This is a genomic window from Pseudomonas sp. UW4 (assembly GCF_000316175.1).
In the GTDB taxonomy this organism is placed as follows: domain Bacteria; phylum Pseudomonadota; class Gammaproteobacteria; order Pseudomonadales; family Pseudomonadaceae; genus Aquipseudomonas; species Aquipseudomonas laurylsulfatiphila.
This window is the reverse complement of sequence record NC_019670.1, coordinates 5,396,898-5,411,899: the sequence shown is the minus strand read 5'-3', so window position 1 is coordinate 5,411,899 and position 15,002 is coordinate 5,396,898. Positions and strand designations below refer to the sequence as shown.

General features: G+C 60.1%; 14 protein-coding genes. 7 read left to right on the top strand and 7 right to left on the bottom strand.

The genetic code is table 11. The features are described from left to right. Positions 1-15: 15 nt before the first annotated feature. Entirely contained in the window at positions 16-1,329 is a 1,314-nt protein-coding gene (locus tag PPUTUW4_RS23980) for an MFS transporter (protein WP_227698142.1), read from the bottom strand. A gap of 567 nt (positions 1,330-1,896) precedes the next feature. On the opposite strand from PPUTUW4_RS23980, the gene quiC reads away from it, so the two are divergent. Next, on the top strand, positions 1,897-3,798 hold the full coding sequence (quiC, locus tag PPUTUW4_RS23975; RefSeq protein ID WP_015096929.1) for a 3-dehydroshikimate dehydratase QuiC: 1,902 nt from the start codon (positions 1,897-1,899) through the stop codon (positions 3,796-3,798). A 102-nt stretch (positions 3,799-3,900) separates the two neighbouring features. Beyond that, on the top strand, positions 3,901-4,578 hold the full coding sequence (locus PPUTUW4_RS23970) for a TetR/AcrR family transcriptional regulator (RefSeq protein ID WP_015096928.1): 678 nt from the start codon (positions 3,901-3,903) through the stop codon (positions 4,576-4,578). A 79-nt stretch (positions 4,579-4,657) separates the two neighbouring features. Here the strand turns inward: PPUTUW4_RS23970 and PPUTUW4_RS23965 are convergent, their stop codons facing one another. The 3 genes from PPUTUW4_RS23965 to PPUTUW4_RS23955 all read right to left on the bottom strand — a co-directional run bounded on the left by PPUTUW4_RS23965 (position 4,658) and on the right by PPUTUW4_RS23955 (position 7,010). After that, positions 4,658-5,512, bottom strand: a complete 855-nt coding sequence (locus PPUTUW4_RS23965) for a shikimate dehydrogenase (protein ID WP_015096927.1) — start codon at positions 5,510-5,512, stop codon at positions 4,658-4,660. Between the two features lie 5 nt (positions 5,513-5,517). Next, the gene (aroQ, locus tag PPUTUW4_RS23960) at positions 5,518-5,958 is read right to left on the bottom strand and encodes a type II 3-dehydroquinate dehydratase (protein WP_015096926.1); all 441 of its coding nucleotides are present in this window, start codon (positions 5,956-5,958) and stop codon (positions 5,518-5,520) included. Positions 5,959-6,098: 140 nt separating this feature from the next. After that, complete coding sequence (locus PPUTUW4_RS23955; protein ID WP_015096925.1) at positions 6,099-7,010, bottom strand: LysR family transcriptional regulator; 912 nt, start codon at positions 7,008-7,010, stop codon at positions 6,099-6,101. Between the two features lie 226 nt (positions 7,011-7,236). Here PPUTUW4_RS23955 and PPUTUW4_RS23950 point away from each other — a divergent pair, with 226 nt between their 5' ends. Together PPUTUW4_RS23950 and PPUTUW4_RS23945 are read left to right on the top strand one after the other, a co-directional pair. Next, the gene (locus PPUTUW4_RS23950; protein ID WP_015096924.1) at positions 7,237-7,665 is read left to right on the top strand and encodes a hypothetical protein; all 429 of its coding nucleotides are present in this window, start codon (positions 7,237-7,239) and stop codon (positions 7,663-7,665) included. After that, positions 7,662-8,108: a DUF2442 domain-containing protein gene (locus tag PPUTUW4_RS23945; RefSeq protein ID WP_015096923.1), complete on the top strand. Its 447-nt coding sequence runs from the start codon at positions 7,662-7,664 to the stop codon at positions 8,106-8,108. The genes PPUTUW4_RS23950 and PPUTUW4_RS23945 overlap by 4 nt, the downstream gene beginning before the upstream one ends. A 53-nt stretch (positions 8,109-8,161) precedes the next feature. Here the strand turns inward: PPUTUW4_RS23945 and trmA are convergent, their stop codons facing one another. After that, positions 8,162-9,241, bottom strand: a complete 1,080-nt coding sequence (gene trmA / locus PPUTUW4_RS23940) for a tRNA (uridine(54)-C5)-methyltransferase TrmA (protein WP_015096922.1) — start codon at positions 9,239-9,241, stop codon at positions 8,162-8,164. After that, a complete protein-coding gene (locus tag PPUTUW4_RS23935) occupies positions 9,238-10,533 on the bottom strand; it encodes an NCS2 family permease (protein ID WP_007975781.1) in 1,296 nt (431 codons plus the stop codon). The genes trmA and PPUTUW4_RS23935 overlap by 4 nt, the downstream gene beginning before the upstream one ends. A gap of 222 nt (positions 10,534-10,755) precedes the next feature. Between PPUTUW4_RS23935 and PPUTUW4_RS23930 the strand changes: the two genes are divergently transcribed. Together PPUTUW4_RS23930 and PPUTUW4_RS23925 are read left to right on the top strand one after the other, a co-directional pair. Further along, entirely contained in the window at positions 10,756-11,202 is a 447-nt protein-coding gene (locus tag PPUTUW4_RS23930) for a DUF4879 domain-containing protein (protein ID WP_015096921.1), read from the top strand. A gap of 68 nt (positions 11,203-11,270) precedes the next feature. Then, on the top strand, positions 11,271-11,822 hold the full coding sequence (locus tag PPUTUW4_RS23925; RefSeq protein ID WP_015096920.1) for a DJ-1 family glyoxalase III: 552 nt from the start codon (positions 11,271-11,273) through the stop codon (positions 11,820-11,822). Between the two features lie 5 nt (positions 11,823-11,827). On the opposite strand, the gene PPUTUW4_RS23920 is transcribed toward PPUTUW4_RS23925, so the two are convergent. Next, on the bottom strand, positions 11,828-13,078 hold the full coding sequence (locus tag PPUTUW4_RS23920; protein ID WP_015096919.1) for an MFS transporter: 1,251 nt from the start codon (positions 13,076-13,078) through the stop codon (positions 11,828-11,830). A 484-nt stretch (positions 13,079-13,562) separates the two neighbouring features. Between PPUTUW4_RS23920 and PPUTUW4_RS23915 the strand changes: the two genes are divergently transcribed. Further along, positions 13,563-14,999: a cytochrome ubiquinol oxidase subunit I gene (locus tag PPUTUW4_RS23915; protein ID WP_015096918.1), complete on the top strand. Its 1,437-nt coding sequence runs from the start codon at positions 13,563-13,565 to the stop codon at positions 14,997-14,999. Positions 15,000-15,002 lie beyond the last annotated feature (3 nt).

Below are 15,002 nucleotides of genomic sequence, written 5' to 3'. Positions count from 1 at the left end.
TGCGCGGAGGGAGCATCAGACTTCTACTGTCGGAATCTTGCGCGGTGCCATGAAGTACATCCAGATCAGCGCAATGAAGTACATCGCCGGAATCATGGTGAACAGCACGGTGTAGTTGTTGTTGGTGATGGTCAGGATATGGCCGACCAACTGAGTCATGAACATCCCGCCAATCGCCGCACACATGCCGCCGAAGCCGAATACCGTACTCATCATGTGCTTGGGCGTGTAGTCCATCACCAGGCTCCAGATGTTAGCTGTCCAGGCCTGGTGCGCGCCGATGGCCAGGGAGATGGCGGCTACGGCGACCCACAGATTGCTGGAGCCGGCAGCCATGATGACGCCGATGATGCAGCAGGCGAACAGGAACATGGACATCAGTCGCGCCTTGATCGGGTTGACGCCGCGACCGATCAGGAACGAGGAGAGGATGCCGCCGCCGACGCTGCCGAAGTCGGCGGTGAGGTAGATGATGATCAGCGGAATGCCCATCTGGGTCACGTTGATGCCCAGGTTGTATTGCTGATTGAGGAACGGCGGCAGCCAGTACAGGTAGAACCAGAACACCGGCGCGGTCATCGAGTAGGCGAGGGCGAAGGCCCAGGTGCCGCGCATGCGCAGGATCTTCGAGAACGGCACGCGGGATTGTTCCGGCTCGACTTCCTTCTGGATGTAGTCCAGTTCCGATTGTTTGACGCTCGGATGCTCTTCCGGGTTGAAGTACTTCAGGCCCCAGAACAGCAACCAGATCCCGCCCAGTGCCGACATGCACAGGAACGCGGCCTGCCAGCCCCATGCGTGGAGGATCAGCGGCAGCATCATCGGGGTGACCATCGCACCGACGTTGGTCCCGGCATTGAATATCCCGGTGGCCACGGCGCGCTCGCCGGCCGGGAACCACAGGCGGGTGGTTTTCACGCAGGCCGGATAGTTGGCGGCTTCGGTCAGGCCAAGGATGAAACGGCAGACCATGAAGCCGGCCGCCGAAGTGGCCAGGCCATGGGCGCCGGTTGCCAGGCTCCAGAGCAACACCGCGCAGAAGAACACGCGCTTGACGCCGACCCGGTCGATCAAGCGGCCTTGCAGCACGAAGCCGATGGCGTAACCGACCTGGAACCAGAAGTTGATGTTGGCGTAGTCCATCGCCGTCCAGCTCATCTCCTTGGCCAGGATAGGCTGCATTACGCCCAGGGCGGCGCGGTCGATGTAGTTCAGGGTAGTGGCGAAAAACACCAGCGCCAGCATGCCCCAACGGGTTTTGCCGACCGCCATGGCGCCGCGGATTTTATCGCCGATGCCGCCAGAGGCAGCGCTCATGGCCGGAGCCATGCGTGAGCTAGGTGCAGGATTCATGTGTGCCATCCGTTCAATGACTGACAAGCGAAGCTCGTCGGGACTTCAAGGGCGCGTGATCAATCGATGGCGACGGGCGCGGTTGGACTGATCGGCTGTGTTCGTCGGTTGACGAGTTATTCAGCGAGCGGCACGCGAGTGCCAGCGGTGCGCGGGGGGCGGATGGACGCCAGGCAAGGCGTAATGACGGTTGAGTGATCGAGCAAGGCGTTGAAGGAGCGCATGAGCGTATACCCGTTTTTTGAAATTTTTATGTGGTGTTCTGGGTCTTGTTAACTGGGAACCGGTGATTCATGACCGGACCCAATGTGGTGTTGATGTTGCGCAGTGGACAAAAAATCGTCAATTCGCCAACCACCATTGTGTTCGATAATCGAACACAAAACTAACCGGATAGTACACTTTGAATTGCTGTGCGGGATCGCCAAGCCAATAATTTACCCAGGACAAACACTACCCCTGTAGGAGCGGCCGAAGGCTCCTACAGGGATCGGGCGTGCGATGCCCCCTAACAAGATGGTCCCCATTACCGGGAGTCGAAATATGCAGCGTTCCATTGCCACCGTATCCTTGAGCGGTACCCTGCCGGAAAAACTCGAAGCCATTGCCGCCGCCGGGTTCGACGGTGTGGAGATTTTCGAGAACGACCTTCTCTACTACGACGGCAGCCCAAGGGAAATTAAACAGATGTGCGCCGATCTCGGGATCGCCATCACCCTGTTTCAACCTTTTCGTGATTTCGAAGGCTGCCGGCGTGATCGGCTGTCGCGCAATCTGGAGCGCGCCGAGCGCAAATTCGACCTGATGCAGGAACTGGGCACCGACCTGGTGCTGGTGTGCAGCAACGCCTCGGCCGACTCCATCGGTGATGAACAGATTCTGGTCGACGATCTGCGACTGCTGGCTGAGCGTGCCGGGGCCCGTGGTCTACGCATCGGTTACGAAGCGCTGGCCTGGGGCCGGCATGTGAACACCTATCAACAGGTGTGGAACATCGTGCGTCAGGCCGATCATCCAAGCCTTGGCGTGTTGCTGGACAGCTTTCACACCTTGTCGCTCAAGGGCGATCCAAGTGCTATCGCCGAGATTCCCGGCGACAAGATCTTCTTCGTGCAAATGGCCGACGCACCGATCCTGGCCATGGACGTGCTGGAGTGGAGCCGGCATTTTCGCTGCTTCCCGGGCCAGGGTGAGTTCGACTTGCCAGGGTTCCTCGCGCCGATCATCCAGAGCGGCTACACCGGGCCATTGTCGCTGGAGATCTTCAACGACGGCTTCCGCGCCGCGCCGCCACGGGCCAATGCCGCCGACGGCTTGCGCTCGTTGTTGTACCTGGAAGAGAAAACCCGCGAGCGTCTGGCGCAGGAAACCAGGCCTGCGGCCAACCCCGGGATTCTGTTCGAAACACCCAAGGCCAGCGAGTACAACGGCATCGAATTTCTCGAATTCGCCGTGGATGAAAGCCTCGGCGCCAAGCTCTCCCATTGGCTGGAGCGACTGGGTTTCGTCAAGGCCGGGCAGCATCGCTCCAAGAGCGTCAGCCTGCTGCGTCAGGGCGATATCAACCTGATCCTGAACTCGGAGCCTTACTCATTCGGCCACAGCTTTTTCGAAGCCCACGGCCCTTCGCTGTGCGCTACGGCCGTGCGGGTCAAGGACAGCGCCAGCGCACTGGCCCGCGCCGTAGCCTACAAGGGCCAGCCCTATCGCGGGCTGGTCGGCCCCAACGAGCTGGAGCTGGCGGCGGTGCGTGCGCCGGATGGCAGCCTGATCTATCTGGTGGATCAACACGCCGATGTTTATGGCACGGACTTCAATCTGTACCCGCAAGCGCCTGTCAGCGGCGGCCTCAAGCGCATTGACCACATGGCCATGGCGCTGCCGGCCGACAGCCTCGACAGTTGGGTACTGTTCTATAAGAGCCTGCTGGATTTCGAGGCGGACGATGAAGTGGTGCTGCCGGACCCTTATGGTCTGGTGAAGAGCCGTGCCTTGCGCAGTCGCGACAGTTCGATCCGCTTGCCGCTGAACATTTCCGAGAATCGCAACACCGCGATCTCACACGCGCTGTCGAGTTATCGCGGCTCCGGAGTGCATCACATAGCCTTTGATTGTGATGACATCTTTGCCCAGGTCAGCCGTGCAAAAGAGGCGGGCGTGCCGCTGCTGGATATCCCGCTCAACTACTACGATGACCTGGCGGCGCGGTTTGACTTCGACGACGATTTCCTCAGCGAACTGGCCTACTACAACGTGTTGTATGACCGCGACGCCCAGGGCGGGGAGCTGTTTCACGTGTATACCGAGCCGTTCGAGGGGCGGTTTTTCTTTGAAATCATCCAGCGTAAAAACGGATACGCCGGCTACGGCGCGGCCAACGTGGCGGTGCGGCTGGCGGCCATGGCCAAATCCCGAAGCGGAGCCATCCGTCAGGCCAAGTTGTAGGAAATTCGTAAACGCGGGATTAAACGTGGGCCGCGCGGCTTCCTTCACCGTGCCGCGCAGCCCATAATCGCCAGCCTGTGCAGTGATGGCCGTGAGCCCGCAATGACAATGACTTCAGAACTCCCCGCAGCCTCCGTAGAACCTGGTACCGAGCCGCGCAAGAGTCGCAAGAACAACCCGGAAAAGACCCGCGAAAACATCCTGCAGGAGGCGATTGTCGAATTCGTCCAGCAGGGGCTTTCCGGGGCCCGCGTCGATGCCATCGCCGAGCGCATTCACACCTCCAAGCGCATGATCTACTACTACTTCGGCAGCAAGGAGCAGCTCTACGTCGAGGTCCTGGAAAAACTTTACGGCGATATCCGCAGCACTGAAAGCCGTTTGCACCTGACCGAACTGGCACCGGTGGAAGCGATTCGGCGGCTGGTTGAATTCACATTCGATCACCACGATCGCAACGTCGATTTCGTGCGCATCGTCAGCATTGAAAACATTCACAACGCCGAGTACGTGAAGCGCTCCGATGCGATCAGGGCGATGAACAATACCGTTCTCGATTCCCTCGATGTGATCCTGCGTCGGGGCGTTGAAGAGGGTGTATTCCGCGCCGGCCTGGTGCCGCTGGATGTGCATCTGCTGATCAGTTCGTTCTGCTTTTATCGCGTATCGAACCGCCATACCGTGGGTGAGATTTTCCAGATCGACTTGCCGGATGAGCGCATCAAGCAGCGTCATCGGGAGATGATTTGCGAGTCGGTGCTGCGTTATTTGCAGGCTTGAAAAGATCGCAGCCTTCGGCAGTTCCTACAGATCAATGCGATTGACGTAGGCGCTGCCGAAGGCTGCGATCTTTTGATCTTCAGTCATTCATGCCCTGGAAATGCTCGAGCATTCTCTGGGCATCCGGCACCACGCCGCTGAACAACTCGAATGCCTTCACCGCCTGAAACACGGCCATGTTGCCGCCGTCCAGCGTCCGGCAGCCGAGGGCGCGGGCGTTGCGCAGCAGTTCGGTTTCCAGCGGGAAGTAAACGATCTCCGCCACCCACAACTCGGCTCGAAGCAACTCGACCGGCACCGGCATGCCCGGCAGTTTTTTCATGCCCATCGGCGTGGTGTTGACCAGGCCGTCAGCCTGGGCCAGGGCGCTCGGCAGGTCATACCCGGCCATCGCCAGACCGACTCCGAAATGCTGGTTGAGGTTGTCGGCCAGATCCTGAGCGCGGCGGATGTCCACGTCAAAAATGCTCAGTTGCCGTACGCCTTCGCTCAGCAGGGCGTGGGCCACCGCCGCCCCTGCGCCGCCGGCGCCCATCTGTACGACACGTTCAACGGCAACGCCTTTCAGACCCCGTCGAAAGCCCTCGGCAAAGCCCAGGCAATCGGTGTTGTGGCCGATGCGTTTGCCATCCTTGAGCACCACCGTGTTGACCGCACCGATACCGCGGGCCTCCGGCGAGAGTTCGTCCAGCAGCGGGATGATTGCCTGTTTGCAGGGAAAGGTGATGTTCAAACCGGTGAAGTTCATGCGCTCGGCGGCTATCAACAGGTCGGGCAAGGCGTTGCTGTCGAGCTTCAACTGATCAAGATCAATCAGACGATAGAGGTAGCGCAGCCCTTGGGCATCACCTTCATGCTCGTGCAAGGCCGGTGTGCGGGAAGCCTGGATGCCGGCGCCGATCAGCCCGGCCAGTACCACGTTGTTCTGAGTCACGGCGATCACCCCTTCAAACGATGACTGAAGTGTTCCAGCGCCAGGCGATAGCCGTGACTGCCGAAGCCGGCCATCACCGCCGTTGCAATAGCGGATACGAACGAGTGGTGGCGGAAGGTCTCGCGGGCGTGCACGTTGGACAGGTGGACTTCGATGACCGGCAGCTCGCTGGCGACCAGGGCGTCGCGGATGGCGACCGAGGTGTGAGTCCACGCGGCGGGATTGATGACGATCCCGGCGCAGCGACCGCGGGCCGCGTGAATCCAGTCGAGCAATTCGCCCTCATGGTTGGTCTGGCGAAACTCCACCGCCAGGCCGAACTCTTCGGCGGCGCGTCCGCACAGGGCCGAAATGTCTGCCAGGGTTTCGTGGCCGTAAGTCGCCGGTTCACGGGTGCCGAGCAGGTTCAGGTTCGGGCCGTTGAGCACCAGAACGATAGGGGACATCGGAATCTCTCCACTTTTTATTGTTGGAATCGGCCATGGTTCTCAGCCTGTGGAGATAAATTGTACTAACTAGTTAATTCGGTCAATTGAAGAGAGGGCACGCTGGCGGTTTGTGGGCGATGATCGGACACTTTCTGTGTTCAGCGCGGCAAATGTTCCACCAGAAAATCAATGAACGCCCTCAAGCGCAGCGGTACATGTCGACTTTGCGGGTACAGCAGGGTGAAAGGTCGCGAGCGCCCGCCATAGGGCTTGAGCACTTCCACCAGTGAGCCGTCGGCCAGTTCCTTTTCCACGATAAAACGATAGGTCTGAAACAACCCTGCCCCGTGTTTGGCCAGCGTCACCCCGCCCAATACATCATCGGAACAACTGAGGTTGCCCTCGGCCAGAATCTCCCGGGGCACGCCTTCATCGTTGAACAACCAGGCAATGCGCCGGCCGCTGCTGGGTAACTCGTATTGAATGCATTCGTGGTGTTCGAGGTCGTCGAGGGTTTGCGGCATGCCGGCCTGTTTCAGGTAATCAGGGCTGGCGATCAGCACCAGGGCGGCATCTTCCAACTGGCGGGCTATCAGGCCTGAATCCGGGATGGCTCGCACGCGAATCGCCATGTCGTAGCCTTCGCCGACGAAATCGATGTTGCGATTGCTGATATGCGACTCGACTTTCACCGCGGGATAGCGCGCCCGAAATTCGGGCAGCAGCGGCAGGATTCGATGATGCGCGTAGGTGGTCGGAATACTGATGCGCAAAGTACCGGACGGCACTTGCTGCTGGCCCATGACCTCGCGCTGGGCCTCGACCAGTTGCGCAAGGGCCTGGCGACATTCTTCGTAATAACGGCGACCACTGTCAGTGAGCTTCACGCTACGCGTGGTACGCGCGAACAGCCGCACGCCCAGGCGTTCTTCCATGCGCGACACCGATCGGCTCACGGCAGCGGGCGTGACACCTGCCACCAGCGCCGCGGCAGTAAAACTGCCAGCCTCGGCGGCCAGGCAAAACAGCTCAATGCTGCCCAACTGAAGATCGTCGAATTGTCGCTGCATGATTGATTACACCGGGGATCAGATGAAGACGCTGGATCAGTATTTATCAGGTGCCAGCGCTGTAAAGAAAGGATTTCTTACCAATTCGCGCGGGGTTACGCAGGTCCGGGAAGCACCAGAACGCTAGCCTGAGGACGGGAGAAATGATTCGGCTTCCAATGCCAGCGGTCGGATTTTCAAGGGAATGCCGGATCCTCGGATTCAAAAACCTAACGGATGGGTTAGCATGAAGGTATGCAGTTTCAAAGGGCTGTCGGTAGTGATCATGTTGCGAGACGAGCATTGTCCGCCTCATGCGCATGTGGAAGCGGGTACGTGGAGTGCGAGATTCAGGTTCAGCTTTTGGCATAACGGTGTCGAGCTCTGGGATGTCGTTCCGCTTTCGCGTCGGCCGCCATTGGCGGTGCTTGAGGGTTTGCGCCAATCGCTCAAGCAACCTGCCCATTTGCGACGCGCCCGCGGCATCTGGTGGCGAAAACTACAAACGGCCTGTCTTGATAATCAATTATGGGACTGGCAAAGCAACGAAGTCGTTGTGGTGAAACGGGTTGTCAGCACGACCAATATGATTGGATCGGCTTGCTATGTACCTGAATCGAACAAGACATTGCTGTCCCTGATCGGTGCACAGGAAAGTGTGGAGATCGAGTTATGAAAACGATAAAAGCCAAGGTTCAGGCCGATAATCCCGTAACGGAAAGTAGCCTGGACAAAGCCATTGAACGGGGCGAACTACGTAGAAAAAATAGCCTGCAAGCGACAGCGGTTACCTACCTGGCTCCCTGTCTGGCAGTGCTCTTCGAAGATGGCAGCGGCGTATTGTTGCCCGTGGCCAATTATCCGGAGTTCGATGATTTTGAGCCGAAGGACTACGCCAGCCTGACTGTCGGCTATGCGGGGACTGCACTGTGCCATGAAGGCAAGGACCTGCATGTGTCTATCGCCGGGATGATTTCTGCGAGCAAGCCGTTGATGGCCATGGCGGCCTCGGTCGTCGCTTCGCGCAATGGTCGCCAGAGCAGCGCCGCAAAGTCTGAAGCCGCGCGGGCCAACGGCAGGAAAGGCGGGCGCCCGCGCAAGGTCGATGTTGTCGTGTAAGTGCCCACAAAAAGCCGTCGTGAAGACGGCTTTTTTGTGCCTGGCAGATGCCATCAACGCCGGGTCAGCATCACTCCGGATTCCATGTGATGGGTCCACGGGAACTGGTCGAACATCGCACACCGGCTGATGCGGTGGGTGTCGTGCAGTTGGGCGATGTTGGCTGCCAGAGTCTCCGGATTGCAGGAGATGTACAGGATGTTGTCGAAGCGCCGGGTCAGCTCGCAGGTGTCCGGGTCCATGCCGGCGCGGGGCGGGTCGACGAACACGCTGCCGAACTCGTAGCTCTTGAGGTCGATGCCGTGCAGGCGGCGGAACGGACGCACTTCGTTCAGGGCTTCGGTCAGCTCTTCGGCGGACAAGCGCACCAGGGTGACGTTATCCACCGCGTTTTCGCTGAGATTGCTCAGCGCCGCGTTGACCGAGGTCTTGCTGATTTCGGTGGCCAGCACCTTGCGTACGCGGGTGGCGAGGGGCAGGGTGAAGTTGCCGTTGCCGCAATACAGTTCCAGCAAATCATCTGCGCGATCCCCGAGCGCATCGTATGCCCAGTTGAGCATCTTCTGGTTCACCGTACCGTTGGGCTGGGTGAACGCGCCTTCCGGCTGGCGGTAGCTGAAGGTGCGGCCGCCGACGTCCAGTTGCTCGACCACGTAATCGTGACCGATGACTTCGCGCTTGCCCTTGGAGCGACCGATGATGCTGACGTTCAGGTCCGTCGCCAGTTTCGAAGCCGCCGCGTGCCAGTGCTCGTCCAGCGGGCGGTGATAGCACAGAGTGATCATTGCGTCGCCGGCCAGCGTGGTCAGGAATTCCACCTGGAACAGCTTGTGGCTCAGGGCCGCACTGGCTTGCCACGCTGCCTTGAGCTGCGGCATCAACTGGTTGATGCGCAGGCTGGCAATCGGGAACTCTTCGATCAGGATGGGCGTACGTTTGTCTTCCTGGGAAAACATCGCGTAATGCCGCTCGCCGGCCTCACGCCACAGGCGGAACTCGGCGCGCAGGCGGAAGTTTTTCAGCGGCGAATCGAAAACGGCCGGCTCGGGTGCATCGAACGGGGCCAGCAGGTCTCGCAAACGCGTGACCTTCTCTTCGAGTTGAACGGCATAGGCCTGGGAATCAAAAGTCATGCGTTGAACCAACCCAGCTTGATCACGAACAGAATCGACAGGATCACCAGCGCCGGGTTCAGCTCACGGCCACGACCGGACATCAGCTTGATGGCGGTCCAGGAAATGAAACCGAAGGCGATGCCATTGGCGATGGAATAGGTGAACGGCATCGCCAGCGCGGTGATCACCACGGGCGCGGCGACGGTAATGTCGTCCCAGTCTATTTCGGCCAGGCCGGATGTCATCAGCACGGCGACGAACAGCAGGGCCGGTGCAGTGGCGAAGGCTGGAACACTGGCGGCCAGTGGCGAGAAGAACAGCGCCAGCAGGAACAGGATCGCGACGACGACGGCGGTCAGGCCGGTGCGGCCACCGGCACTCACGCCAGCGGCGGATTCGATGTAGCTGGTGGTGGTCGAGGTGCCCAGCAGGGAACCGGCCATGGCTGCGGTGCTGTCGGCGATCAGCGCGCGGCCCATTTTCGGCATGTGGCCGTCCTTGCCCATCAGGCCTGCACGCTTGGCAACGCCGATCAGGGTGCCGGAGTTGTCGAACAGGTCGACGAACAGGAAGGCGAAGATCACGCTGACCAGACCGATGTCCAGTGCGCCCTTGATGTCCAGTTGCAGGAAGGTCGGGGCCAGCGACGGCGGCATCGACATCACGCCGCCGAACGGGGTGAAGCCCATCACGATCGAAACGATGGTTACCACCAGAATGCCGATCAGCACCGCACCGCGTACGGCAAGGGCCTCAAGTGCGACGATCAGGGCAAAACCGAGGGTGGCGAGGATCGGAGCCGGTTGTTTCAGGTCGCCGAGGCCGACCATGGTCGCCTGGTTGCTGACCACGATGCCGGCGTTGTGCAGGGCGATCAGCGCCAGGAACAGGCCGATACCCGCAGCAATGGCCGAACGCAGTGGCAACGGGATGCTGTTGATGATCCATTCACGGATGCGGAAGATCGACAGCAGGAAGAAACACACTGCCGAGATGAATACCGCGCCGAGCGCCACTTGCCAGGTATGGCCCATGTGCAGGACCACGGTGTAGGTAAAGAAGGCGTTCAGGCCCATGCCCGGCGCGAGGGCGATCGGGTAGTTGGCGATCAGGCCCATGGTCGTCGAGCCGATGGCAGCTGCCAGACAGGTGGCGACAAACACCGCGCCCTTGTCCATGCCGGTCTCGCCGAGGATGCTCGGGTTGACGAACAGAATGTAGGCCATGGCCAAAAAGGTCGTGACGCCCGCCAGAATCTCGGTCCGCACGTTGGTGTTGTGTGCCTTGAGTTGAAACAGCCTTTCCAGCATGTCTGCTCCCCGTGGCGCGCCGGGCGCCGTGAATGTATCGACCTCAACAGCAAAGCACAGGCAGCAGAACGCGCCTGGAAATTACTGTGGGCCGGAAAAAGCCGCGCATCATACCAGTAGCTTGGGAATATGGCTGCTTATGGCGGTGATCGTCGTCGATGTTTTGCGACAAAGCCAAGTGCGCCATACTGCGCGCTGGTTTTTCGGGGTGGAAAGGACTGCATGAAAAGGCGTCTGGTTAGCGTGTTCGGCGTATTGATGGCGTTGCTTCTCGGGGCCCAAACGGCCACGGCGGCATCGGCCCCGCCATTGAGTCAATTGAAAGTGCTCAAAGTCGCGTCGCCTTCCTGTGGCGTTGAAAATATCGACGAAGGGCAAACCCGGACGCGCTGCGATCACAATGGCCCGAACATCACGGTGTACGTGCTGGAAGTGGGTTACGGGCGTGAGGCCCATGTCGCCCTGGACGGTTTTGAAGTGAATGGCACCCGCACACCGGTCTGCGCGTTCAAGAACGGCAACCTGACCAGTTGCACCCCCAGGGAAAAAACCGTTGGCTATTTGTATGCACTCGATCTGGCGGGTAAGCAGGAAGGCACATTGACCTTCAGCAATACCTCGATCAATGCGCCCGGCAATACGATGTCGACGCAGCTTTACATCCAGTAGCCACATGTCTCGAACAAGGCGCGGGAAAGCTGACTACGCTTAAAAGATCATTCCGTGGACAGTACCTGATGACCTTTAGAGCCTTGATTGCCCTCGCCGAGGGTACCGATGACCTGCAGACCGTGACCCTGATCGACGTACTGCGCCGCGCCAAAATAGAAGTGGTGGTGGCCAGTATCGAAGGGCGGCGCATGCTCACTTGCGCCCGCGGCACTCGGCTGACGTCCGATGCCATGCTGGTGGACTTGCTGGCGCAGCCTTTCGACCTGATTGTCTTGCCGGGTGGCGCCGTGGGGGCGCAGCACTTGGCAGCCCACCAACCGCTGCAACAATTGATCAAGGATCAGGCGGCCGCCGGCCGCCTGTTCGCCGGTATCGCCGAAGCGCCCGCCGTGGCGCTGCAAGCCTTTGGCGTTTTGCGTCAACGGCGCATGACCTGTCTGCCATCGGCCAGCCATCAACTGTTGGGCTGTAACTTCGTCGATCAACCGGTAGTGGTCGATGGCAACTGCATCACCGCCCAGGGCTCGGCTGGCGCATTGGCATTTGCCCTGGCGCTGGTGGAACAACTCTGTGGAAAAGCCACGCGTGCGGCGGTGGCGGGGGAGTTGTTGGTGTAGCCCGCTTAGACTTTCGCCTCTTGCTTCTCTTCATCTTTAGCCACGTGCATGCGATCGCGGCTGGCCAGGGTCGGGAATAGTTTGACCCACACCCCGGTCACCACCAGCGTGCCGATCCCGCCCATGACCACGGCTGGCACGGTGCCGAACCAGTGGGCAGTCAGGCCCGATTCGAATTCGCCCAACTGGTTCGAGGCACCGATGAACAGACCGTTCACAGCGCTGACCCGGCCGCGCATTTCGTCCGGGGTTTCCAGTTGAACGAACGAGGCGCGGATCACCATGCTGATCATGTCTGCCGCGCCCAACACCACCAACACCGCCAGGGAAAACCAGAACGAGGTCGACAGACCGAACGCGATGGTTGCCACGCCGAAGATGCCCACGGCGGTGAACATCACCCGCCCGACGTTGCGCTCCACGGCAAACCGCGCCAGGAACAGCGACATCAGCAGCGCACCCACTGCCGGTGCCGAGCGCAACAGACCCAGCCCCCACGGGCCGGTCAGCAGAATGTCCTTGGCGAACACCGGCAGCAGTGCCGTGGCACCCCCCAATAGCACCGCGAACAGATCGAGGGAGATCGCCCCGAGAATGTCCGGACGACTGCGGATGAAGCGGATGCCCGCGAGCAGTGAATCCAGCGTGGCCTTGCCCTTGTTCAGCGGCGTCTGCCGGGCCGGCAGGTTGAGCATCAGCGAACAGGCGATGACATACAGCAGCACCGTGGGGCCATACACCCAGACACTGCCGAAGGCGTAGAGCAAACCGCCGAGGGCCGGGGCGACGATGGTGGCTGATTGCTGGGCCGATTGTGCGGTGGCCACGGCCCGGGGAAACAGCGCGCTGGGTACGATGCTTGGCAGCAGGGCCTGGGTGGTCGGCATTTCAAAGGAACGCGCGGCGCCGAGCAGGAAGGCCAGGATAAAGATCATTTCCCGAGTGACATGGTCGGTCGCGCTGCCAATGGCCAGCGACAGGGCGATCAATGCCTGCAGGGACTGGCAGATCGCCGCGACCTTGCGCCGGTCATAGCGGTCGGCGACGTGCCCTGTGTGCAGCATGAACAGCACGCGCGGGGCGAATTCGACCAGGCCGACCAGACCCAGGTCGAGCACATTGCCGGTCAATTGATACAGGTTCCAGCCGATGGCCACGGTGAGCATCTGGAAGCCGCTGGCGGTAAAGATCCGGGCCAGCCAGAACGCGAGAAAAGGGCGATGGTGACGTAACAGCAAGGGCTCTTGGCTGGGCATCTGCGGGGAAATCTGGGGGGAGGGGAACAGCGAGATTATCACCAACCTGTAACAAGAAGTTGCCATGACTAAAAATTTAGTTAGCCAGACATCGATTTTCCTGTGGGAGCGGCGGTGCGACGATTCGACTTGCTCGCGAAGGGGGCATCAGCTTCAACATCAATGTTGACTGACACTCAGCCTTCGCGAGCAAGCCCGCTCCCACAGGAAATGTATTTCAGCTCGTGACCAAGGCCATGAGGCAACTTGTCACGCGGCAATAGACCACGCGGTTCATCCCCGAAATTGGGACTACTCTTTCAACGTTGATTGATCCAGATCAAAACCCGCAAAAGGAATTGATCCGGCGGCCGCAAGGCCAGACTCCCTGCGTAGTGATGCGTGCAAAAAAAGAACAAACAGAGATTCGCCACACTCCATTTCCGTGGGGGCCGTGGGTGCAGGCTTCCAGCCAGCAGCCGTACTACCTGACAGAGGAAGACTTATGTTCGGTTTAGAGGCACTTGATCTCGCCCGAATCCAGTTCGCGTTCACCATCTCGTTCCACATCCTGTTTCCGGCCATCACCATCGGCCTGGCGAGTTACCTGGCGGTACTCGAAGGCCTGTGGCTGAAAACCCATAACGACACCTACCGTGACCTCTACCATTTCTGGTCGAAGATCTTTGCCGTCAACTTCGGCATGGGCGTGGTTTCCGGCCTGGTCATGGCCTATCAGTTCGGTACCAACTGGAGCCGCTTCTCGGACTTCGCCGGATCGGTTACCGGGCCGTTGCTGACCTATGAAGTGCTCACGGCGTTCTTCCTCGAGGCGGGGTTCCTGGGGGTCATGCTGTTTGGCTGGAACAAGGTCGGGCGTGGCCTGCACTTCTTCGCCACCGTGATGGTGGCCATCGGTACGCTGATCTCGACCTTCTGGATTCTCGCGTCCAACAGCTGGATGCAGACCCCCCAGGGCTTCGAGATCGTCAACGGGCAGGTCATACCCACCGACTGGCTGGCAGTGATCTTCAACCCGTCGTTCCCCTATCGCCTGATGCACATGGCCACTGCGGCGTTTGTAGCCACGGCCTTCTTCGTGGGGGCCTCTGCGGCCTGGCATTTGCTGCGTGGCAAAGACAACCCGGCGATCCGCAAAATGCTCTCGATGGCCATGTGGATGGCATTGATTGTCGCGCCGATCCAGGCGGTCATCGGCGACTTCCACGGCCTCAATACACTTGAACATCAGCCGGCGAAAATCGCCGCGATCGAGGGGCACTGGGAAAACAAGGGTAACGAGGCGACTCCGCTGATCCTGTTCGGCTGGCCGGACATGAAGGAGGAAAAAACCAGGTTCGCCGTCGAGATCCCGTACCTGGGCAGCCTGATATTGACTCACTCGCTGGACAAGCAAGTCCCGGCGCTCAAGGAGTTCCCGCCTGAAGACCGGCCAAATTCGACCATTGTGTTCTGGTCGTTCCGGATCATGGTGGGCCTGGGTTTGCTGATGATCTTCACCGGTTTGTGGAGCCTGTGGCTGCGCAAGCGTGACACCCTCTACACCTCGCGGCCGTTCCTGTACCTGGCGTTGTGGATGGGGCCGTCAGGCCTGATCGCGATCCTCGCCGGCTGGTTCACCACCGAAATCGGCCGTCAGCCGTGGGTGGTCTACGGCCTGATGCGCACGGCGGATGCGTCGTCCAACCATAGCGTCATGCAGATGAGCATCACCCTGATCCTGTTCGTCGTGGTGTATTTCGCCCTGTTTGGCGCCGGTCTTGGCTACATGATGCGCCTGGTGCGCAAGGGGCCGAAGATCGACGAAGGCAAGGAAACCAACGACGGAGGCCCAGGCCAGAAACGCACACCGGCCCGTCCGCTGTCCGCAGCCGATGACGATCACACCGATGCCGGCCACAGCCTGACCAAGGAGATTTGAATC

Excerpts from the sequence above, each read along its gene's own strand:
- PPUTUW4_RS23925 (WP_015096920.1), top strand. The coding sequence starts at position 11,271 with ATGACCTTTAGAGCCTTGATTGCCCTCGCCGAGGGTACCGATGACCTG.
- trmA (WP_015096922.1), bottom strand. The coding sequence starts at position 9,241 with ATGACTTTTGATTCCCAGGCCTATGCCGTTCAACTCGAAGAGAAGGTC.
- PPUTUW4_RS23955 (WP_015096925.1), bottom strand. The coding sequence starts at position 7,010 with ATGCAGCGACAATTCGACGATCTTCAGTTGGGCAGCATTGAGCTGTTT.
- PPUTUW4_RS23920 (WP_015096919.1), bottom strand. The coding sequence starts at position 13,078 with ATGCCCAGCCAAGAGCCCTTGCTGTTACGTCACCATCGCCCTTTTCTC.
- PPUTUW4_RS23935 (WP_007975781.1), bottom strand. The coding sequence starts at position 10,533 with ATGCTGGAAAGGCTGTTTCAACTCAAGGCACACAACACCAACGTGCGG.
- PPUTUW4_RS23930 (WP_015096921.1), top strand. The coding sequence starts at position 10,756 with ATGAAAAGGCGTCTGGTTAGCGTGTTCGGCGTATTGATGGCGTTGCTT.
- quiC (WP_015096929.1), top strand. The coding sequence starts at position 1,897 with ATGCAGCGTTCCATTGCCACCGTATCCTTGAGCGGTACCCTGCCGGAA.
- PPUTUW4_RS23950 (WP_015096924.1), top strand. The coding sequence starts at position 7,237 with ATGAAGGTATGCAGTTTCAAAGGGCTGTCGGTAGTGATCATGTTGCGA.
- aroQ (WP_015096926.1), bottom strand. The coding sequence starts at position 5,958 with ATGTCCCCTATCGTTCTGGTGCTCAACGGCCCGAACCTGAACCTGCTC.
- PPUTUW4_RS23970 (WP_015096928.1), top strand. The coding sequence starts at position 3,901 with ATGACAATGACTTCAGAACTCCCCGCAGCCTCCGTAGAACCTGGTACC.
- PPUTUW4_RS23945 (WP_015096923.1), top strand. The coding sequence starts at position 7,662 with ATGAAAACGATAAAAGCCAAGGTTCAGGCCGATAATCCCGTAACGGAA.
- PPUTUW4_RS23980 (WP_227698142.1), bottom strand. The coding sequence starts at position 1,329 with ATGGCTCCGGCCATGAGCGCTGCCTCTGGCGGCATCGGCGATAAAATC.
- PPUTUW4_RS23915 (WP_015096918.1), top strand. The coding sequence starts at position 13,563 with ATGTTCGGTTTAGAGGCACTTGATCTCGCCCGAATCCAGTTCGCGTTC.